Genomic DNA, 19,330 nt, shown 5'->3' with positions numbered 1-19,330 from the left:
CCGGCCCCGGCCCTTACCGGGCCGGGGCCGGGTGGATGCCGTCGATCGCCAGCGTTACGAGCCGCTCGGCGTGTGGGCCGTCCTCGGTGGCCAGGGAGACTGCGTTGACCATGGTGAGCAGGTCGTCCATGGTTACCTCGGGGCGGACGGTGCCGGCCTCCTGAGCCCGTCGCAGCAGTGCGCCCCCGGCGTCGCGCAGCATGAACTCGCAGGTGGAGGAGGACGGCGGCGCCGGCTCTCGGGCGGACGCGAGCAGTGACGCCGCTAGGCCGCGGGCGGTGGCGCCGTGGACGGCCAGGGCCCGGAGCCAGTCGGCCAGCGCCCGCGCGGGTTCGGCCGCCGTGGCCAGCTCGCGCGCCTGCGCGCAGAGGCCCTCGACGCGGTCGTGGAACACGGCTTCGAGCAGCGCCTGGCGGCTCGGGAAGTGCCGGTGGAGGGTGGCCGAGCCGACGCCGGCATCGCGCGCGATCTTCTCCAGTGAGGCGTCCGCCCCGGAGCGCGCCACCTCGGCAACCGCCGCCGCCACGATCAACTCGTAGTTGCGTCGTGCGTCCGACCGCAATGATCGCGTGTCCGGCACCGAGTCTCTCCTGATCGTGGCGTTTCGCTGTGGCCCGAATCGTAGCCGGTTGACAAACGGGGGGCCACCCCGGATAGCCTTGCGATCGAAACGGGGTGCCACCCCACTTCGATCCAGGAGGCAGACGATGACTGGTCAGGTAGTTCTGGTAACTGGGGCGAGCAGCGGATTTGGCCGGCTGATCGCCGAGACCCTGGCCCGGCGCGGACACCGCGTCTTCGCCGGCCTACGTGAGGTGCGCGGCCGCAACGAGAAGGCGGCGGCCTCGCTCGAGGGTGCCGGCCTGCAGGTGGTCGAGCTCGACGTCACCGACCAGGATTCCGCGGACCGGGCCGTCGCGGCGGTGGTGCGGGCGGCCGGGCGCCTCGACGTGGTGGTGAACAACGCCGGCGGGATCTTCGTGGGCCCGGTCGAGTCGTTCACCGCGGCGGAGGCGCAGCGGCAGTTCGACGTGAACGTGCTCGGGGCGTTGCGCGTCAACCGGGCGGCCCTGCCGCACCTGCGCGAACAGGGCAGCGGGGCGCTCATCCAGATCGGCTCCGTCGCCGCCCGGGTGACGGTGCCGTTCAGCGGCCTGTACGCGGCGAGCAAGGCCGCGCTCGCCGCCCTGACCGAGGCCTGGCACGACGAGCTGGCCCCGTTCGGCGTGGAGTCGATCATCCTCGACCCGGCCTCGTATCCGACCAACATCGGCGTCAACGCCACCATGCCGGCCGATCACGAGCGGATGGCGCCCTACGGCACCGCGTTCGGCGGCTACGTGGCCGCGATCACCGGCCACGCGGGACAGACCCCCGCCGACGCACGGGAGGTCTCCGACGCGGTCGTGCGGCTGGTCGAGACGCCGAACGGCGAGCGACCGCGCCGGACGGTGGTCGCCCCCGACGCCCAGCACCGGGCCGTCGCGGCGTTCAACCGGGCCGCGGATGCGGCGGCCGCCGCCGTGACCGCCGAGATGGGTGTGGCGGCCTTCACCGCGGCCCGCTAGCCGATCGTCAGTCCAGGCCGTGGCGGCTGTCGCGGAGGATCTCGCGGGAGATGATGTCGGCCTGGCGGGTGGGCTCGGGGATGCGGAACTTCGGGCTCAGCGCTATCGCCAGGTCGGTGGCGTCGGCCAGGCTGATCCGGTGGCCCACCGAGACGTACACCGGCTTCACGTTGGACTGGGTGCGGACCGCCCGCCCCAGCAGCTCACCGTTCTCGGTCAGGGCGGACCACTCACCCCGGCGCGGGCCGGGCTCGTCGTGGGTGCCGATGAAGTCGTTCTTGGCTACGCCGAACGACGGGCGATCAAGTAGGACACCAAGGTGGGACGCCAGGCCGAAGCGGCGCGGGTGGGCGATGCCGTAGCCGTCGCAGACCAGGACCTCCGGCGAAACCTTCAGCTTGGCGATGGCCGCCAGCAGCAGGGGCAACTCGCGGAAGGCGAGCAGGCCCGGCACGTACGGGAAAGAGATGTCTCCCTCCGCCACCGCGACCTCGCGGCCCTTCAGGTCGTCGACGCCGATCGTCACCGCCGCCGCCACCGCGTGCCGGCTGCCCACCGCGTACGAGATGTCCAGGCCGGTCACGGTGGCCGGCGGGCCGGCCCGGCCGGTCGGGAGTATCAGGCGTTTCCGCAGCTCGTCCTGGATGCGTTCGCCGTCCGCGGCGTCCGCCGGCAGCTCGAAGGGCACGGGATTCATAGGTCGTGCATCCCACCACGCCGACTGGCTGTCCGTCGCATCGGCCCGGCCCGGGTGAGAATCCCGCCGGACGCAGACACCGCTCCGCCGGTGAGTGAGGATTTTCATGGCGGCACTGCGGTGAAAACCGAGGGACGCGTGTGATCATGCTCCGAACACGCGAGGGGTGGAGGAACGCGGTGGGCATGACATCGATGGTCTCGGCGGTGCGGTCACAGGTGCTGGGCCTGGTCGCACGCCGGTTCACCGGGGGGAACGGGCCGTACGCGGGTCTTTCCATGTTGCCCGACAAGATTCTCTGGCCGCTACATCGGGACGGGCTCGACCCGGTGCCGCAGATGGACCGCTGGCGCGCGGAGAAGCCGGTCACCCGGCTGCCGGTGCCGTTCGGCATCCGGGCCTGGCTGGTCACCGGGTACGAACCGGTGAAGGCGGTGCTGGGCAGCGTCGACGGTTACAGCAACGACTTCGCCAAGTTCGCCGGGAAGATCGGCATCGGGATGGAACAGAACCCGGGTGGTCTCGGGTTCGCCGACCCGCCGGACCACACCCGGCTGCGCAAGATGCTCACCCCGGAGTTCACCATGCGGCGGCTGGCCCGGCTGCAGCCGCGGATCGAGGCGATCGTGGCCGGTCGGCTCGACGCCCTCGATGCCGCCGACGGGCCGGTCGACCTGTGGCACGAGTTCGCCCTGCCGATTCCGGCGCTCACCATCTGTGAGCTGCTCGGCGTCCCGTACGCCGACCGGGAGTACTTCCAGGAGCTCAGCACCACCCGGTTCGACCTCGGGGCCGGCGGCGACGCGGCGCTCGGCGCGATCAGCGACTCGCTCGACTACATCGGCGGGCTGGTCGAGCAGCAGCGCCGGGAACCGGGGGAGGGGCTGCTCGGCGCGCTGATCAAGGCGCACGGCGACGACATCGACGACCGGGAGCTGGCCGGGGTCGCCGACGGGGTGCTCACCGGCGGGCTGGAGACCAGCGCCAGCATGATCGCGCTGGGTGCGCTGGTGCTGATGACCAACCCGGTGATGGCCGGCAAGATGCGGGCCGGCGTCGACGTCGACGCGATGGTGGAGGAGTTGCTGCGGTACCTGACCGTGGTGCAGGTGGCGTTCCCCCGGATCGCGGTCAACGACGTCCGGATCGGGGACGCCGAGATCCGGGCCGGTGACGTGGTGATGTGCTCGCTGTCCGGTGCCGACCGGGATGCCCGGTTCGGGCCGGACCCGCAGCTGATCGACCCGGACCGGGCCGCGAACCGGTCACACATGGCCTTCGGGTACGGGATCCACCGGTGCATCGGGGCGGAGCTGGCCCGGATGGAACTGCGGGTCGCGTACCCGGCTCTGGTCCGTCGTTTTCCGGCGATGTCGCCGGCGGTGCCGCCCGCCGAGCTGAAGTTCCGCCGGGCTTCGATCGTTTTCGGTCTTGATGAGTTGCCGGTAGACCTGGGCCGATAGCAAACAAGCCGCCCGGCCAGATGGCCGGGCGGCTAGCAAATTATCGGACCTGCACGTTGAACAGCGGGTTCGCGGCCAGCTTGCGGAAGGTCGAGAGGCTGCGGGCCGAGCTGTTGATGCTGATGTCGCGGTCACCGAACTGGTCACGCTTGGTGTCGAAGTACACGATCGCCTTGATCGCGGGACGCTTGGCCAGCTCCGGCAGAACGCTGTTGAACTGCGCGGACTTGTCGAACACCCGGTTGATGCGGTGGTAGGCGCCCCACTCGGCCATCATGATCGGCTTGCCCTTGTGGTTCTTGACGGCCCAGTCGTAGAAGCCGTCGCCGCCCGGCGCGCGCCGGTTGACCGCGTCGCCGAACAGACCGTGGTGGTAGTAGCCGGGCTCAGAGCTGACGTACGAGTCCAGGCCGATCCAGTCGGTGACGTCGTTGCCCGGGTAGAGGTCCTTCCACCAGGACTGCGCCATCCACTTCTCGTTACCCATGTACGCCACGACGCTGACCATGTTGTTGACGCCCTGGGCGCGCAGCCGCTTGATCACGTGCCGGAACGAGGCGGCGAAGTCCTTGGCGGTCATGCCCGAGCGAGCGTCGGTGCGGACGTCGTCCTCCGGCTCGTGGTTCAGGATCAGGAAGAACTTCTTGTTCGCGTAGGTCGACTTGACCCGCGAGGCGAACGCGTCGATGCGGCGGTCCAGCTTGCCGGCGGCCACGTTGCGCCAGTTCGAGCCGTACTCGACGCGCCAGTTCATCAGCAGCACCCGCGGGTGCGCCGGGTCGCTGCTCATCGCGATCTCACCGGCGGTCGGGAACTTCTCGTCACCCTTGTGGTAGGTGTGGAAGATGGTGGAGGTGCGGCCGCTGAGCTTCTCCCAATTCTTCAGCTCGAGGTCGCGCGGCTTACCGGTGAAACCGCCGGCGGCGGCACCCCAGAGAACGTTGCAGCTCGGCACCAGCTTCGCGTCGGTCACGCAGGCGGACTTGGCGGCGTTCGTCGGCTGAGCGTCGGCGGCCTGAGCCCCGGCGGTTCCGGCGAACGCGGCACCCAGACCGGCGATCATGGCGGCCAGCGAGTACACGGACTTGCGCAGCATTCAATCTCCCCCGCGTTGTCCGGCGCGTTGTCGCGCCGGGCATGGAGAGAAGATTGCCGGGCGTACGGTGCACGACAAGTGCCCGTTCCGGTGCTGCCCGGTTGCGCTGTCCAGACCCCCGTTCGTCGCCCTGGGGATCGGTTGCGTCAGGCCGGAGTTGAGAATTCCAGAGCGCCCAGCACCCGCCGGAGGACCATCTCCGGATCACCGTCCGGCCCGACCACAGCGCTATGCCCGTGCGGCCCGGCCAGCCGGATCCCCACCTGCCGCCGCACCACCCAGTAGGCAAGCGACCGGGCCAGGGTGGCCCAGATAGCCACCGGCCCCTCAACGACCACCACATACTCCAGCCGCCGGTTGACCTCGATGCTGGCGTCCCGCCCAAGCAGATCCCGCAGGTCGGGGTCGTCAAACAGCCAGTCCCAGAGCGAGACCCGGTCCGCCTCAGTCCCGTCAACGGCAATACGAGCTTCCACACCCGCGAATACGGATCGGCGCCGCCGATCGATCATCGACCCGCCTGCCGGCGAAGACCTCCGGCCCCGCAAGGTCGAGCGGATTTGCCACGCTTCCCTTTTCCGTACGCGCCGGCCCGCTCCCGTGGCACTCAGTCCCGGCAGGCGCGACTCACCCTCCGCGCGCCCGCTGCGGGCGGGCCCGACCCCACGCCGGCCGGGCCCTCGGCCGCAGGCAGACGCGCAACCGAACACCAACCCCAGAGCTTTGCTCTGCTCACCTATACGCGCTGCACTGCTCACCACGGGTAAGCGCCGGAATCCAGGCCGAGGACCGGCGCGATCTTGCGGAGTTCCTATTCGCTGCGAGCGGTAAGTCTTCACCCCTGGTGAGCCGCAGCAGCCGGGGAAGGCCCCGGACGCGGAATCGGCCCGCATGGGAGGTGCAAAAGCCGCAAAACGCCGGCTGCCCGGGGCGGCCGACGTGGCGCTACCCGAGGTGAGCAGAGCAGCACGCGTACGGAAATAGGATCTGCGCTTTTCTCGCAGGATCGGGCAATTCTGCGGAAGCCGGACCTTGAGCGTGAAAGGTGGCTAAACGCCGAAGACGTTGCCTAGGCCGGTTACCTCGATGGCCTTGCGGACCGGTGGGGAGGGCTCGGCCAGGGTCAGCGTGACGCCGTTCGCGGCGGCGCTGTTGCGGGCGCTGACCAGGGCGCCCAGGCCGTACGAGTCGATGAAGGCCAGCTCGCTGACGTCGACCCGCAGGTAGCGGCAGCCGGGCAAGGCCGACGCGGCGGCCAGGTCGTCGCGCACCTCGTCGGCTCGGTCGAGGTCCAGCTCGCCGGTCAGGGTGGCCTGCACCAGGCCGTCGGGATCGACCTCTGCGTACCGGATCGTGGGGTCGTTCGCCATTCGTCAGACAGTACCCGGGGTGCCGGGGACCGGCACGGTGACCTCGTTGGCCAGACCGGTCGAGCGGACCTCCACCCGGTGGCCGATCGGCTCGGTGGCCGGGTCGGCGAGGAAGTCGGCGGGGCCCTTGGCGACGAAGCGCCGGCCGTCGTCGAGCCGGCCGATCACGATGCCGCGGCGGCGGCCCTCCCGGCCGTACTTCACGGTGTAGGTCTCGATTGTCGCCGGGCCGTCGGCCTCCTCGGCCTCGGTGACCACCGGGACCTCGTCGAGCGACGCCTGCACGCCGGCGCTGTCGTCGGCCACCCAGGCGACCGGGGTCGAGCTGTAGACGCCGGCCGAATACTTGGTCATCGAGCCGCCGTTGGCGCCGACGAAGCCGAAACCGGGTGTACCGCGCAGGCGCTCGACGGTCGCGGCGATGGCGTGCATCGAGTAGTTGTTGCCGGGGCCGCCGAAGAACGGCAGGCCGCCGGTCACGGTCAGGCCGCGCGGGTCGTCCGGGGCCAGGCCGAGCGCGTCGGCCACGGTGAAGACCGCGATCGGGAAGCAGCTGTACAGGTCGATCGTGGCCAGGTCGCCCGGGCCGATGCCGGCCACCTCGAGGGCGTGCCGGGCGGCGGCCGCGGCGGCCGGCGACGAACCCAGGTCGGGCCGTTCCATCAGGTCGCGTTCGCGCAGGTCGGCGTGGCCGGCCAGGAAAACCCGGCGGTTGGCCGGCACGCCGAGCCGGTCCGCTTCGGACAACGGCATGAGGAGTACGGCGGCGCCCTGGTTGACCTTGTCCCGGGCCACCAGATAGAGCGTGTACGGGTCGGTGATCGGCCGGCCGGTGGTGGCGAGTTCGGTGGCGTCCCGGACCACCCGCGAGGCGGCGATCGGGTTGGCCGCCGCGACCTCGGTGAACGGGGCGAACAGGGCGCCCATCGCGTCGGCGTAGGCGGAGCGGGACAGGCCGAGGCGGGCGCGGCGGGCGTTCTCCAGCAGTGCGTACTGCGCGGGCATCTCGGCCAGGCCGTGCGCCATCAGGGTCATCGACATCATGCCGTCGAGGCCGTAACCGCGGTCCTCCAGGTCACCGTCGGCGTGCTCGGTGAAATCCGGTCGGTCGTCGGCCTCGGCGTACGCCTCGATGGTGGAAATGGCTTCGGCGCCGGCCAGTAGGACGACGCCGGCCTCGCCGGCGGCGATGGCCGCGGCGAACTCGTTGACCAGATGCTGCGGTGACTGGCCGCCGGTGACCTCGAGGACGGCCCGGCGCGGTTTCGCGCCCAGCCGGGAGGCGACCGAGCGGGGAAAGTTGTCCGAGCGGCCCAGCGGTGACTCGGCGCCGGGCACCGAGATGTCGAACTGCCGCACCCCGGCGATCACGTCGATCGCCTCGGCGACCTTGATCACATCGGCGCCGGTGTCGGCCAGCGCCGCGCGGGCCGCGATGGCGGCCAGCTGAACGGCGGAAAGATGTTGATAATCCGGATCGTCAAGGCGTTCGGCGAATTGGCCGACGCCGACCACCACCGGTGTACGAGGGTCCAGCACCGCGACTCCCGGGAGGAAAAGAGCGGACGACGGGATTCGAACCCGCGACCCTCACCTTGGCAAGGTGATGCGCTACCAGCTGCGCTACGTCCGCGTTAGGAGAACCATACCGGACGCCCGTTGGCGACTGTGGGAGGGCTCTGCGACGATTCCGGGGTGTCGACCTACCCAACCGTGTTTCCCGAGCTCGGCGAGCAGGAGAGCGAGCTCTTCGCGAACGCGTTTCCGCAGATCGAGCCGCATTTGTTCAGCCGCGCGGTGTCGTACGGCAGCCGGCACGAGGTGGCCGTCGGCGACATCCTGTTCGACGTCGGCGACGAGGACTGCGACCTGATCCTGGTCGAGACCGGGACTGTCGAGATCGTCGGGACGCCGACCGCGACCGCGCCGGAGGAGCTGTTCCTGTCGGCCGGACCGGGCCAGTTCGCCGGGGAGTTGAACCTGCTCACCGGGCAGACCCGGCTGCTGTCCGCGCGGGTCGCCGAGGCCGGCGTGATCCACCGGATCGACCCGGCCGGGTTCCGGTTGCTGATGGCACAGGACGCCGAGCTCAGCGACCTGCTGCTGCGCGGGTTCGTGGCCCGGCGGGTGCTGCTCGCCCGGCGCACCGGCCGCAACCTCGAGGTGATCGGCGACCCGACCTCCGGTGGCGGGCTGGCGTTGCAGACCTTCCTGGCCCGGCAGGAGCAGCCGCACCTGTGGCTCACCGACACCTCGGACGAGGGCCGGAAGGCGATGACCGAGGCCGGCCTGACCGACGACGACCTGCCCGCGGTGGTCACCCCCCGGGAAACCCTCCGCCGGGTCAATCCGGGCATCCTCAGCCAGCATCTGGGACTCACCTATCGGCGTACGCCCAAAGGGGTTGCCGACCTCACCATCGTCGGCGCCGGGCCGGCGGGCCTGGCCGCCGCGGTCTACGGCGCATCCGAGGGTTTGGAGACCGTGCTGCTGGACGCGGTCGCCACCGGCGGCCAGGCCGCCGCGAGCTCGCGGATCGAGAACTACATGGGCTTCCCGTTCGGGCTCAGCGGCGCGGCGCTGACCGGCCGGGCCGCGGTGCAGGCGCTGAAGTTCGGCGCCCACCTGGCCAGCCCGTGCGCGGTGGCGTCGCTCGACTCCGGCCCGGACGGCCACGTGATCACGCTGATCGACGGCACCGAGATCCCGACCCGCACGGTGCTTGTCGCGACCGGCGCGGCCTACCGCAACCTGCCGCTCGACCGCTGGCCGCACTTCGTCGGCAACGGCATCTACTACGCGGCGACCGACCTGGAGGCGCAGGCGGTGGCCGGCCTGCCGGTGACGGTGGTGGGCGGCGCGAACTCGGCCGGCCAGGCGGCCATCTATCTGGCCCGGCGGGCCGGGCAGGTCACGCTGGTGGTCCGCGGCCAGGATCTGTACGCCAAGATGTCCAGCTACCTGGTCGACCGCATCCTGGCCGAGCCGCGCATCACCGTGCGCACGGCGACCGAGGTCACGGCACTCTCGGGGGCCCACCGCCTTTCCGAGATCACCTTGACGTCGGCGGGTGAGCCCGAATCGTGCGGCTGCTTCGGGCTGTTCTGCTTCATCGGCGCTGCCCCGGCGACCGATTGGCTGACCGGGGTGGCCCTCGACGACAACGGCTTCCTGCCCACCGACGTGCAGTTGGGGGACCGCTGGACCGGGGTGGGGCGCGGGCCGCTGGCGTTCGAGACCAGCGTGCCGGGCGTGTTCGCGGCCGGTGACGTGCGTTCGGAGTCGATGAAGCGGGTCGCGGCGGCGGTGGGGGAGGGTGCGAGCGCGGTCCGCTCGGTTCACCAGGCCCTCGCGTTCCGCGCCTGAACGGTACGTTGCCACAATGGACTTTCAGGACGTGGTCCGGCATCGCCGCATGGTTCGCTCCTACGATCCGGACCGGCCGGTGCCGCCCGAGGTGATCGACCGCATCGTCGACAACGGGCTGCGAGCCCCGTCGGCCGGCTTCTCGCAGGGCTGGGGTTTCCTGGTCCTGGACACTCCAGCCGACATCGCTCTTTTCCGGGACTCAGCCCGCCCCGACGAGGACCCCGAGCGGTGGTTCGCGGCCAACGTCCAGGCGCCGTTGCTGATCGTGCCGCTGGCCAACAAGGACGCCTACCTCGACCGGTACGCGCAGGCCGACAAGGGCCACGGCGACCGGTCCGACGCGTGGTGGCCGGCGCCCTACTGGGACATCGACACCGGCTTCGCCGCGCTGCTGATGCTGCTGACCGCCGTCGACGCCGGGCTGGGGGCCTGCTTCTTCGGCCTGCCGGCCGACCGGGTCGCCCATTTCCGTACGGAGTTCGGCGTGCCGGAGCACCTGAACCCGATCGGCGCGATCTCGATCGGCTACAGCGACGAGCCGGCCCGCGACTTCAGCAGCCGGCGCCGCCCCAAGGACGACGTGGTCCGCCGGGGCCGATGGACCTGACGTTCGGTTCCGACGTTCTAGGGGCCGTCCTCACCGGTTCCCGCGCCCGGGGTACCGCCACCGACCATTCCGACCTCGACCTGGTCGTGGTGGTGGCCGAGCAGTCCACGCCGTGGCGGCACGACGTCCGCACCGCCGCGCTCGATCAGGTGACGTGCACGGTGGAGGCGCTGGCCGACACCTCTACGACCTGGCAGCGGTACGCCTACCGGGGTGCGCAGGTCCTGCTGGACCGGCTCGACGGCCAGATCACCGCGCTCGTCGAACGGCAGGCGACGCCGACCGCGGCGGAGGCGGCCGAGTGGGCGCGCGCCGGGTTGGACGCCTATGTCAACCAGCTCTATCGCGCGGTCAAGAGCCGCCGCGACGGTTTCCCGGAGGCTGCCCGGCTCGACGAGATGGAGAGCATCCCGTGGCTGCTGGCGACCGTGTTCGCGCTGCACGGGCGGCTCCGCCCGTACAACAAATATCTTGATTGGGAATTGGCGACCTATCCACTGTCGCCGTTCTGGACCGCCGAGCTGCAACCGGCGAAGGTCGCCGGCGGCGCGCTACGGCTGTTCCCGGCCGTGGCCGAGTTGGCCCGCGAGAGGGGCCACGGCGACGTCCTGGATGCCTGGGGCTTCGACCTCGCCTTGATCAGCTCAGCCGCCGGCTAGGCACCTTTCAGGATCAGGGTCCCGAGAAACAAACCCTTTTCCGGTACGGCTGACACCGTCGACAACCGCAATTACCCCCGACCGCCGCCACCGCGCGACCAGCGTGCATCACCGGCGCGTGCCGCGTCTTTCGCGCAACCGAACAAACCATTCCGCCGGCGGGGTGGGTGGGGTTGGGGTCTTGGGCCGGGACCGCCCGTTGCGGGCGCGCGGAGGGTGAGTTCCGCTCAGCGGGACCGAGTGCCACGGGAGCGGACCGACGCGTACGGAAAAGGGATCTTTCTTTATGGGTAAATCCGCCAGTTCCGTAAGCCCACCCCCGGCGAGAGTGGGCAGCTCTTGGAAACCGGCGCGCGTCGATCGGTGCGGCGAGTGCGGAACGCCAGACCTCGAGTCCGAAAGATGTTCAGAGGTGTGTCAAGGCACGTCTGGGTCGGGGTGTTCGGTGCGGTAGCGCTGGGCCTGGTCTTCGGTGATCAGGGCGTTGTCGAGCAGCCAGTCGACGGCGTGGCGGGACGCCCGTACGTTCCGGAATTTATTCCAGACCGAGACCAGGTCGGGGTGGCGCTGGTGCAGCTCGTCTTTGAAGCGCCGGAAGGCGCCCTTTCCCTCCAGGGCCCGGGTCAGCCGGTCCTGGCCCGAGCGCACGGCGAAGTCGGCCATGTCGCGGAACCAGATGCGGGACGGCAGGGGTTCCACCAGGATCAGGTCCGGGTCGAGTTCGTCCAGGTCGATCGGGTTGTTGCCGTCGATGCCGGTGTCCTCGGTCCAGAACGTCAGCTCGCCGGTGACCGGGTGGATGAGCCAGCGACGCTCGTACCCGTTCTGATCCTGCAGCGCCTCCGCCAGCTCTTCGAGCTCCAGCCGGTCGATGTCCAGCGTCTGGCTCGCCGGGGCCGGGCGAAGGGCGGTCAGCAGGTCGTCGAGCCGGCCCCAGGCCCGGGCGCTGGCGATCGGGTCGATGTAGTCGCGAGACTCCACGATCAGCCCGTCCCGGATCCGCAGGACGAAGACACACGGCACGGTGAACGCCTCGCCGGTCTCGACGACGTGACCCTGGTAGGCGAACTCGGCGACGATCACCTCGGGGTCGGTGGTCTCGTGCACGGTGATGTCGACCGGCTTGCGGCTCAGCGTGCGGGCTTCCGGCGGCGGCGCGGTGAAGTGTTCGTGCAGCTCGGCCCGGCTGGTGAGCGGCGCCGGCCCGAGCGGATGGAACGGGTGGCTGACGTGGGTCTGCTCGGCGTAGAGCCCGGCCAGATCCTCGTAGGGACCGTCACAGACGCCCTGCACCAACCGGAGAAACACCTCACGTGGACTGTTCATCTTCGGCTTCCTCTGCGACGCTTCCTCTGCGGCACCGGTGTGAATGACCCCACCGTAGTCGTAAGATTCATCCATTCGGATTGAACCCGGGTGGGAGCGCTCCCGTATCTGTGGCCAGAGACAACCAGTTGTTCTTGGCTGAAGGCGTGGATGGCGATGTACAAGTCCCGGATCAGGGGTTCCCGTGTCAACTCGCGTCGCTGGCGGATCGGCGCTGTCGTCGCCGTCGCGATCACCGTCACCGGTGTTGGGCTGGGGGTGGCGTCCGCGGCGGAGGGAACGCCCACGATCGTGTGCCCGCAGGTGAAAATCGGTGTGGCCGTGCCGGCCCAGGCGCAGGCCGACGTGAACAGCAACCTTCAACTGCTCGACAAGCAGATCGCTGAGGCCAACAACCGGCTGGCCGCCACCAAGGGCCAGGGTGGCAACAACTTCGTGCAGAACTCGATCCTCGGCCCGCTCAAGGACAAGCGCGTCTCGACGATCAACCGGATCGAGATCGCGATCGGCCGGTTCGCGAACAAGCCCAACCTGAACGCCGAACAGCTCGGCGTCTGCACGGTCAGCCAGAACGGCAACGGCAACGCGCAGCCGGTCGCGACGACCGCGCCGGCCGCCGCGGTGCCGGGCGCCAACCTCGGCATCCTGACCAACAGCTGCGACACCAGCAAGCTGCTGGCGCACGACGGTTTCCAGAAGGGTGACCGCTGTGTCTCCACCGAGTTCGGTGAGGTCGCCAGCGCCGCCAACGACGCGTCGCTGCTGATCACGCAGTCGCCGCCGGTGGTCAAGGTCAACACCCCGTTCACCCTCAAGGTGAGCACCCGGAACCTGATCCGGGACCGGTTCCTGGCGGCCGGTGCCGGTGGTTACTACGTGGAGAGCTCGGTGCTGCAGAACGGCATCGTCCGCGGCCACTTCCACACCGCCTGCCGGATGCTGTCCTCGACCAAGGTCGCCCCGGACCCGGCTCCGGTACCTGCGTTCTTCGTGGCGACCGAGGACAAGCAGGGCGGCAAGGCCCCGGACACGGTGACCATCCAGGTGGCCGGCCTGCCGACCTCGGGCACCGCGCAGTGCGCGTCGTGGGCCGGTGACGGTTCGCACCGCATCCCGATGATGGAACGGGCCAACCAGACCCCGGCCTTCGACGCGGTGAAGTTGCGCGTCGTCAACTGACCGCGAGTTACCGGCCGGTGTGCATGCGGTCCGGGCGCAGCTCGACGATCACCCGATCCGGCGTCCACTGCGGATCCCTGGCTCGCTCCGGAAGATGCTTTTCCGGCAGCGGGCGAGCCAGGGCGCCGTGGCCCTCCTCGATCGTCAACTCGTGACTTCGGCCGGCGAGCACACCTCACTGTCGAGCGCGAACAGGTAGATCTCGTACTCCACGCCCTGGCCGGAGATCAGGAAGGTCTGGCTGGGCGAGCAGAAGCCCTCGGCCGTCGCCGAGACCGTGTAGTAACCCACGGGGACCGCGGCGAAGGCGTATTCGCCGTCGGCGTCGGTGGTCGCCTGCAGGTTGCCCGGTTCTAGCGTGACGACGACGTCCGGTACGCCGAGGAAGGTGGCCGCGTTCAGCACCCGGCCGGTGAACTGGTACGTCGGCGTCACATGAATCGCGGCCTGGGTCATCGGACCCACCCGGCCGTGACCGTCGACCACCGCCGCGACCAGGGACCGGTCGCCGGTGATCGTGCCGACGCCGAGGGTGACCGTGGCGGTTCCGCCTCGCTCGGTGGCGGTGGCCGTCAGGCCCAGGTCGGTGGTGCCCAGGCTGTAGCGGAATCCGGTGACCCGTCGATCCCCGCCGGCGTCGAAGGTGACGGTCACCGTGCCGCCGGCGACGGACTCCGACCCGTCCGGGAAGGTGATCGTCGGCTGCCCGAGCGGGCCGTGCTGGGCCTGCGCGGGCGTTGCGCCGGTGAGTATGGAAAGGCCGGCCAGCATCGCCGCCGCAACCGTCGCGAGTGCTCGCCGGCCCCGAATGGTGAACATTTAACCTCCTGGATTCCCCCGTCAGATAAGGGAATCCAAGCAATCACGATCGCCGATGTAAACCGGTCAGCCCTGCTGGAGGATGCGGATCGCGTTGCCGGACGGGTCCCGCAGGCCCATGTCGGTGCCGTAGAAGTGGCTGGTCGGCTCCTGGGTGAAGTCGGTGAAACCGCGCGCCTTCAGGCTCTCGTACAGCTCCTGGATGTTGTCGGTGTTGAGGACCGGGCCGCTCAGGGCGCCCTTCGCGATCAGCTCGCGCAGCTGCTGGGCAGTTGCCTCGTCGTGCAGCGGCGGGCCGGGCTGTTCCAGGGAGATCTCGGTGCCGTCGCCGCCCGGCACGCGGACCGTCAGCCAGCGGTAGTCGCCCTGCTGGACGTCGTTGCCCTTCTCGAGGCCGAGCTGGCCCACGTAGAACTCCAGTGCCTCGTCCTTGTCGAGGACGAAGATCGTTGCGACGTTCAGTTTGGTAATCATCAGCCGAGGCTAGAGGCGCGTCCGGGCAGGGGCTTCTCGAAAACTGACCGATCGTGCCGTTAATGAGCTTGAAATATTGACGACATCCACTGTCCACAATTACAGTTTTCGGCACGAGAGAGCGCTCTCACACCAGCTGGAGGCGTGATGGGATCTGTGGTGCGACGTGCTAGAACGGTCGTGCTGGCGGCGGTCGTGGCCGGGGTCGGGGCGGTGGCTCTCAGCGGGACCGCGGACGCCGGCACGGTCGGTGCGGGCAGTTACACCGAGACCCTGCCGGCCGGGGCGAGCCTGCCGGTCGGCTGTGGTGACCTGGCCACCAACCCGCGCCAGTTCATGACCGCCAACGCGCCGGCCGGTCCGGTGCCGACCAACGACTGGTGGTCGTCGCTGGTCTTCAAGAAGTTCGACTGCAGTTACAGCGAGAACCTGCACGCGCACCCGATCAGTTACGACACCACCGCGGGCGGCCTGGGCTTCTCCTACAACACCACGCCGCAGATCAGCGGCTCGGCCACCGGGGTAGGCGAGTACCACTACATCTACCAGGAGGACTTCACCGCCGGAGTGGCCGGGCTGAACGCGCCACGCACCCTGGTCGACGGCTGGACCGACTGGACCGTCACGCCGTACTGGAGTGACGGCACCCGGACCATGAAGGCGACCATCGGGCACGGCCTGCCGTTCGCCTACTTCCAGGTCACCGGCGGAAATGCCCAGATCACCGCGAAGAGTACGCCTACCGTGTGGTCCAACTCTGGGGCGCGGATCGGGTACTCGATCGCCGGCAAGGACTACGTTGCCTACGCGCCGACCGGGGCCACCTGGACGGTCAGCGGCAACGTGATCACCTCCACCCTGGCCGGCAAGGGTTACTTCTCGATCGCCGTGCTGCCGTCCGGCGTCGCCGACAAGGTCGCTCTGGCTACCAGTTACGGCACCTACGCGCACAACCACGTGACCGGCACCCGGGTGTCCTACTCGTACAACCCGAGCACCAGCCGGGTCGCCACCACGTACACGTATACGACCACCGCGCGGGAGGGAACCGGGACCGGGACCGTGATCGGGTTGTATCCGCACCAGTGGCGGGCACTGACCGGCGCGACCCCGATCGCGCCGACCTACGTCACCGCCCGGGGTGCGATGAAGGTGCTGGTCGGGGCCTCGTCGTTCACCACCTCGGCGGTGTTCAACGGGGTGCTGCCCGAGGTGCCCGCGGTGGCCGACAGCAGCGGGGCCGACCTGGCCACCCTCAACGGTTACCTCGACCAGGTCAAGGGCAACCCGGTCAACGTGCTCGGCAACGACACGTACTGGACCGGCAAGGCCCTCGGGGTCGGGGCGCGGATCGCCGAGATCGCCGACCAGCTCGGCCGCACCGACGTGCGGGACACCGCGCTCGCCGCCATCCGGGCCCAGCTGACCGACTGGTTCACCGCGAGCTCGGGCAAGACCCAGAAGCTGTTCTACTACGACAAGAACTGGGGCACGCTGATCGGCTACCCGGCGTCCTACGGGTCCGATGCCGAGCTCAACGACCACCACTTCCACTACGGCTACTTCATCGCCGCGGCCGCGACACTGGCCAAGTTCGACCCCTCCTGGGCGGCTACCTCGGCGTACGGCGGCATGGTTGATCTTTTGATCCGGGACGCCAACAACTACGACCGGGGCGACACCCGGTTCCCGTACCTGCGGGATTTCGATATTTATGCCGGTCATGACTGGGCGGCCGGGCACGGCGCGTTCTTCGCCGGCAACAACCAGGAGTCCTCGTCGGAGGGGATGAACTTCGCCAACGGCCTGATCCAGTGGGGGCAGGCGACCGGCAACACCGCGATCCGCGACGCCGGGGTCTTCATCTGGACGACGCAGCAGGCCGCGATCAACGAGTACTGGTTCGACACCACCGGGGAGAACTTCCCGGCCGCGTTCGGCCACAACACGGTCGGCATGGTCTGGGGTGACGGCGGCGCCTATTCCACCTGGTTCGCCTCGGCGCCCGAGCAGATCCACGGCATCAACATGCTGCCGGTCACCGGCGGCCACTTCTACCTCGGCAACGACCCGGCGTACGTCACGCGCAACTACGCCGAGATGGTCACCAACGCCGGCCACGAACCGGCGTTGTGGCAGGACATCGCCTGGCAGTATCTGGCGCTCGGCGACGGGGACGCGGCGCTCGCCAAGTTCCGGGCCGGCAGCGGTTACACGCCCGAGGAGGGTGAAACCAAGGCGCACACCTTCCACTGGATCCGTAACCTGGCCGCCCTCGGCACGACCGACCTCACGGTCACCGCGAATCATCCGCTCTACCGGGTGTTCAGCAAGAACGGCGCCAAGACGTACGTCGCGGCCAACATCACCAATGCGGCGATCACGGTGACGTTCTCGGACGGGAAGGTGCTCGCGGTGCCAGCAGGTCGAACGGTCGCGAGCGGGGCGCAGAACTGGTCCGGCGGCAACGCGACCGGCGGAGGCATCAATCCGACGCCGACCACGAGCCCGACGACCACGACCAGCCCGACGCCGACCGTAAGCCCGACCACCAGCCCGACCCCGACCGCGACCACGTCGCCGCCGCCGACCGGTGGGGGAGCGGTCCGATATCTCCAGAGCGGTGGCGCACTGGCCGCTGCCGCCGGAACCGCTGGCACCGCGACCGTGGCCACCGCCTCGGGCGCCAACGACAACCAGCCGCACTCGCCGACCACGTTCACCGCGACCGGCCTCAACCTGACCTACCGCTCCGGGGTCGCGACCGCCTTCGGCATCTCGGTCGACGCCGGCACCGCGGTCGGCAACGCCACCCAGGTCCGTGTCTCCTACGACCTGACCGGCGACGGCACGTTCGACCGGGTCGAGACGTTCCGCTACTTCGCCACCGATCCGGTCACCGGCTGGGAGCGGTACACCGACGCCACCGGCCAGATCACCACCACCGGAACCTTCGGCAACCTGGACAACGGCACGGTCAAGGTGGAGATTTGGAGCGCGATCGGCGCGGCGCCCAGCACGGTCTCGCTCGGCGCACTGTCCACAGTGACCTTGCCCTACCAGTGAGCTCCTCGGTGCCTCGCTCACGGTGACGGACCCCGGGCGGTGCAGTGGATCAACCGCCCGGGTCATGTCACTCGAGGAGCGACGAGGCCGCCCTCGTAGGCGGTGATGACGAGCTGAGCGCGGTCACGGGCGGCGACCTTGGCGAGAAGGCTGCCGATGTGGGTCTTGACGGTCTTGACCGAGATCAGCAGGGTATCGGCGATCTCGGTGTTGGACAGCCCGCGACCGACCAGCGTGAGCACCTCCGTCTCCCGCGCGGTCAGTTGGTGGAGGTGGCCGGCGGCCGAGAACGCCGGATGGTCCACGTAGTGCTCGACCAGCCGGCTCAGGATGGCCGGTGCGAACAGCGACTCGCCGGCGTGCGTGCGGCGGACCGCGTCGAGAAGTTGAGCCGGGTGGGCATCCTTGAGGAGGAAGCCGCTGGCCCCGGCCCGGAGGGCACCATAGACGTACTCATCCAGCTCGAACATGCTCAGCACCAGCACCCGGCAGACCGACGGCGCGGCGCCGGCCGTGATGTCACGGGTCGCCTCGATGCCGTCGCCGCCGGGCATCCGGATGTCCATGAGGATCACATCGGGGGCGAGCTCGCGGGCCAGGCGCACCGCGTCCCGCCCGGTGGCCGCCTCGGCGACGACGGTCAGACCGGGAGCGCCGCCGATGAGGGTGGCCAGGCTGTGCCGCAGCAGCGGCTGATCGTCGGCGATGAGCACTCGGATCGCCGGTGGGCCGGAGTCGGTGGTCACGGGGACTCCCTGTCGGGGATGTGGGCGGTCACATGGAAGCCGGGGCCGATGGCGCCGGCGTGCAGGGTGCCGTCGAGTGCATCGATCCGTTCGCGCAGGCCGTCAAGGCCGTGCCCGGCTCCCCGCTGGGCCGGCCAGCCGTCTCGGGGCCCGTCGTCGCGGATCGCCACGACGATCGTCTCCCGGTCGCGGTGCAGATCGATGCGCACGTCGGTCGGACCGGCATGCCGCATGGTGTTGTGCAGGGCCTCGCGGACGACGGCGCAGACGACGAGCTGTACGCCGGGGGAGACGTCACCGATGTCATCAGCTCGCAGGCTGACGGTCAGGCCGGTGGCCGTCGCGTCACCAACGATCGCCGGAAGGTCGTCGAGAGTGTCGGCCGGGCGCAGCGGTGCGGTGCCGGGAGCGCGCAGAACGCCGAGCATCCGGCGCAGCTCCAGGGTCGTGCGGCGGCCGGTGCGTTCGATGTCGGTCAGCGCGCTTGCCCGCTCCGCGTCGCCGGCCGACCCGGTCACGCTGCGCGCCGCGGCGGCCCGGACGGTGATCAGCCCCAGACCGTGGGAGACGAGGTCGTGGAGGTCGGCCGCGAGGCGCAGGCGCTCGGTCTGCGCGGCCCGCTCCGCCGCCCACGCCGCGAGCTCGTCCTCGTATCGGCGGCGCTGTGCTCGCGTGCGAACGAGTGCCCAGGCGATCACCAGGACGGTGGCGACGGCGGCCATGGTCAGTGTCACCCAGGCCGAGTCGAGGCCGTCGGAGCCGGTGCTGGTCAAAATGAACGCGAGGAGCGCGAGCAGGACGACGGCGAGGAGCCACGCGTGTGAACGCCACCTCGGCCGGTCCATATCCATCCGGCGAGTCTAGATTTCGCGGCCCGTCCCCGCCTCGGCC

Annotated in this window: 19 protein-coding genes and 1 tRNA gene; 7 read left to right on the top strand and 13 right to left on the bottom strand. The window is 69.8% G+C overall.

The genetic code is table 11. The features are described 5' to 3' along the window. Window positions 1-13 precede the first annotated feature (13 nt). Window positions 14-580 (bottom strand): TetR/AcrR family transcriptional regulator, encoded by a 567-nt coding sequence (locus Ate02nite_RS14080; protein ID WP_203805376.1) that lies wholly within the window; start codon window positions 578-580, stop codon window positions 14-16. Between the two features lie 127 nt (window positions 581-707). Between Ate02nite_RS14080 and Ate02nite_RS14075 the strand changes: the two genes are divergently transcribed. Continuing rightward, window positions 708-1,568: an SDR family NAD(P)-dependent oxidoreductase gene (locus tag Ate02nite_RS14075; protein ID WP_203805374.1), complete on the top strand. Its 861-nt coding sequence runs from the start codon at window positions 708-710 to the stop codon at window positions 1,566-1,568. A gap of 7 nt (window positions 1,569-1,575) precedes the next feature. On the opposite strand, the gene Ate02nite_RS14070 is transcribed toward Ate02nite_RS14075, so the two are convergent. Continuing rightward, window positions 1,576-2,265 carry an endonuclease V gene (locus Ate02nite_RS14070; protein WP_203805372.1) on the bottom strand — a complete coding sequence of 230 codons (690 nt, stop codon included), beginning with the start codon at window positions 2,263-2,265 and terminating at the stop codon, window positions 1,576-1,578. A gap of 185 nt (window positions 2,266-2,450) precedes the next feature. On the opposite strand from Ate02nite_RS14070, the gene Ate02nite_RS14065 reads away from it, so the two are divergent. After that, window positions 2,451-3,728: a cytochrome P450 gene (locus Ate02nite_RS14065; RefSeq protein ID WP_203805370.1), complete on the top strand. Its 1,278-nt coding sequence runs from the start codon at window positions 2,451-2,453 to the stop codon at window positions 3,726-3,728. A gap of 40 nt (window positions 3,729-3,768) precedes the next feature. On the opposite strand, the gene Ate02nite_RS14060 is transcribed toward Ate02nite_RS14065, so the two are convergent. The 5 genes from Ate02nite_RS14060 to Ate02nite_RS14040 all read right to left on the bottom strand — a co-directional run bounded on the left by Ate02nite_RS14060 (window position 3,769) and on the right by Ate02nite_RS14040 (window position 7,827). Beyond that, window positions 3,769-4,824 (bottom strand): glycoside hydrolase family 26 protein, encoded by a 1,056-nt coding sequence (locus Ate02nite_RS14060; protein ID WP_203805368.1) that lies wholly within the window; start codon window positions 4,822-4,824, stop codon window positions 3,769-3,771. Between the two features lie 146 nt (window positions 4,825-4,970). Next, on the bottom strand, window positions 4,971-5,300 hold the full coding sequence (locus Ate02nite_RS14055) for an effector-associated constant component EACC1 (protein WP_203805366.1): 330 nt from the start codon (window positions 5,298-5,300) through the stop codon (window positions 4,971-4,973). 573 nt (window positions 5,301-5,873) lie between these two features. Next, the gene (locus tag Ate02nite_RS14050) at window positions 5,874-6,194 is read right to left on the bottom strand and encodes an STAS domain-containing protein (RefSeq protein WP_203805364.1); all 321 of its coding nucleotides are present in this window, start codon (window positions 6,192-6,194) and stop codon (window positions 5,874-5,876) included. 3 nt (window positions 6,195-6,197) lie between these two features. Continuing rightward, window positions 6,198-7,733, bottom strand: a complete 1,536-nt coding sequence (locus Ate02nite_RS14045) for an acetyl-CoA acetyltransferase (protein WP_203805362.1) — start codon at window positions 7,731-7,733, stop codon at window positions 6,198-6,200. Window positions 7,734-7,754: 21 nt separating this feature from the next. After that, a tRNA-Gly gene (locus Ate02nite_RS14040) sits at window positions 7,755-7,827 on the bottom strand. A gap of 62 nt (window positions 7,828-7,889) precedes the next feature. Here Ate02nite_RS14040 and Ate02nite_RS14035 point away from each other — a divergent pair. From Ate02nite_RS14035 to Ate02nite_RS14025, 3 genes are read left to right on the top strand one after another with little or no spacing between them, the layout of a single operon-like run. Further along, a complete protein-coding gene (locus Ate02nite_RS14035) occupies window positions 7,890-9,560 on the top strand; it encodes an FAD-dependent oxidoreductase (protein WP_203805360.1) in 1,671 nt (556 codons plus the stop codon). A 16-nt stretch (window positions 9,561-9,576) separates the two neighbouring features. Continuing rightward, window positions 9,577-10,170 (top strand): nitroreductase family protein, encoded by a 594-nt coding sequence (locus Ate02nite_RS14030; RefSeq protein ID WP_203805358.1) that lies wholly within the window; start codon window positions 9,577-9,579, stop codon window positions 10,168-10,170. After that, window positions 10,161-10,829, top strand: coding sequence for a nucleotidyltransferase domain-containing protein (locus Ate02nite_RS14025; protein ID WP_203805356.1), 669 nt, complete (start codon window positions 10,161-10,163; stop codon window positions 10,827-10,829). The genes Ate02nite_RS14030 and Ate02nite_RS14025 overlap by 10 nt, the downstream gene beginning before the upstream one ends. Window positions 10,830-11,246: 417 nt before the next feature. Here the strand turns inward: Ate02nite_RS14025 and Ate02nite_RS14020 are convergent, their stop codons facing one another. Beyond that, window positions 11,247-12,155, bottom strand: coding sequence for a nuclear transport factor 2 family protein (locus Ate02nite_RS14020; protein WP_203805354.1), 909 nt, complete (start codon window positions 12,153-12,155; stop codon window positions 11,247-11,249). Between the two features lie 150 nt (window positions 12,156-12,305). Here Ate02nite_RS14020 and Ate02nite_RS48745 point away from each other — a divergent pair, with 150 nt between their 5' ends. Continuing rightward, window positions 12,306-13,334, top strand: coding sequence for a hypothetical protein (locus Ate02nite_RS48745; protein WP_438871202.1), 1,029 nt, complete (start codon window positions 12,306-12,308; stop codon window positions 13,332-13,334). Between the two features lie 7 nt (window positions 13,335-13,341). Here Ate02nite_RS48745 and Ate02nite_RS14010 read toward each other — a convergent pair whose 3' ends face one another. The 3 genes from Ate02nite_RS14010 to Ate02nite_RS14000 form a co-directional block, all read right to left on the bottom strand. Then, window positions 13,342-13,482 carry a hypothetical protein gene (locus Ate02nite_RS14010; protein WP_203805352.1) on the bottom strand — a complete coding sequence of 47 codons (141 nt, stop codon included), beginning with the start codon at window positions 13,480-13,482 and terminating at the stop codon, window positions 13,342-13,344. Continuing rightward, entirely contained in the window at window positions 13,479-14,153 is a 675-nt protein-coding gene (locus Ate02nite_RS14005) for a carboxypeptidase regulatory-like domain-containing protein (protein WP_203805350.1), read from the bottom strand. The genes Ate02nite_RS14010 and Ate02nite_RS14005 overlap by 4 nt, the downstream gene beginning before the upstream one ends. Window positions 14,154-14,219: 66 nt before the next feature. Further along, window positions 14,220-14,627, bottom strand: coding sequence for a VOC family protein (locus Ate02nite_RS14000; protein WP_203805348.1), 408 nt, complete (start codon window positions 14,625-14,627; stop codon window positions 14,220-14,222). A gap of 159 nt (window positions 14,628-14,786) precedes the next feature. Here Ate02nite_RS14000 and Ate02nite_RS13995 point away from each other — a divergent pair, with 159 nt between their 5' ends. Then, window positions 14,787-17,693 carry a glycosyl hydrolase gene (locus tag Ate02nite_RS13995; protein ID WP_239147392.1) on the top strand — a complete coding sequence of 969 codons (2,907 nt, stop codon included), beginning with the start codon at window positions 14,787-14,789 and terminating at the stop codon, window positions 17,691-17,693. A gap of 62 nt (window positions 17,694-17,755) precedes the next feature. On the opposite strand, the gene Ate02nite_RS13990 is transcribed toward Ate02nite_RS13995, so the two are convergent. Further along, window positions 17,756-18,412, bottom strand: coding sequence for a response regulator (locus Ate02nite_RS13990; protein ID WP_438871203.1), 657 nt, complete (start codon window positions 18,410-18,412; stop codon window positions 17,756-17,758). Window positions 18,413-18,435: 23 nt separating this feature from the next. Beyond that, a complete protein-coding gene (locus Ate02nite_RS13985; RefSeq protein WP_203805343.1) occupies window positions 18,436-19,290 on the bottom strand; it encodes a sensor histidine kinase in 855 nt (284 codons plus the stop codon). Window positions 19,291-19,330 lie beyond the last annotated feature (40 nt).

This window comes from Paractinoplanes tereljensis, assembly GCF_016862435.1.
GTDB classification, from domain to species: Bacteria; Actinomycetota; Actinomycetes; order Mycobacteriales; family Micromonosporaceae; genus Actinoplanes; species Actinoplanes tereljensis.
Note: the sequence above shows the minus strand (reverse complement) of the source record. Positions and strands in the feature narration are given on the sequence as shown.

What these genes read in the sequence shown, in the direction of transcription:
- Ate02nite_RS14030 (WP_203805358.1), top strand. Translation starts at nt 9,577, where the DNA reads ATGGACTTTCAGGACGTGGTCCGGCATCGCCGCATGGTTCGCTCCTAC.
- Ate02nite_RS14025 (WP_203805356.1), top strand. Translation starts at nt 10,161, where the DNA reads ATGGACCTGACGTTCGGTTCCGACGTTCTAGGGGCCGTCCTCACCGGT.
- Ate02nite_RS14075 (WP_203805374.1), top strand. Translation starts at nt 708, where the DNA reads ATGACTGGTCAGGTAGTTCTGGTAACTGGGGCGAGCAGCGGATTTGGC.
- Ate02nite_RS14065 (WP_203805370.1), top strand. Translation starts at nt 2,451, where the DNA reads ATGACATCGATGGTCTCGGCGGTGCGGTCACAGGTGCTGGGCCTGGTC.
- Ate02nite_RS13985 (WP_203805343.1), bottom strand. Translation starts at nt 19,290, where the DNA reads ATGGATATGGACCGGCCGAGGTGGCGTTCACACGCGTGGCTCCTCGCC.
- Ate02nite_RS14060 (WP_203805368.1), bottom strand. Translation starts at nt 4,824, where the DNA reads ATGCTGCGCAAGTCCGTGTACTCGCTGGCCGCCATGATCGCCGGTCTG.
- Ate02nite_RS14050 (WP_203805364.1), bottom strand. Translation starts at nt 6,194, where the DNA reads ATGGCGAACGACCCCACGATCCGGTACGCAGAGGTCGATCCCGACGGC.
- Ate02nite_RS14000 (WP_203805348.1), bottom strand. Translation starts at nt 14,627, where the DNA reads ATGATTACCAAACTGAACGTCGCAACGATCTTCGTCCTCGACAAGGAC.
- Ate02nite_RS14020 (WP_203805354.1), bottom strand. Translation starts at nt 12,155, where the DNA reads ATGAACAGTCCACGTGAGGTGTTTCTCCGGTTGGTGCAGGGCGTCTGT.
- Ate02nite_RS48745 (WP_438871202.1), top strand. Translation starts at nt 12,306, where the DNA reads ATGGCGATGTACAAGTCCCGGATCAGGGGTTCCCGTGTCAACTCGCGT.
- Ate02nite_RS14005 (WP_203805350.1), bottom strand. Translation starts at nt 14,153, where the DNA reads ATGTTCACCATTCGGGGCCGGCGAGCACTCGCGACGGTTGCGGCGGCG.
- Ate02nite_RS14070 (WP_203805372.1), bottom strand. Translation starts at nt 2,265, where the DNA reads ATGAATCCCGTGCCCTTCGAGCTGCCGGCGGACGCCGCGGACGGCGAA.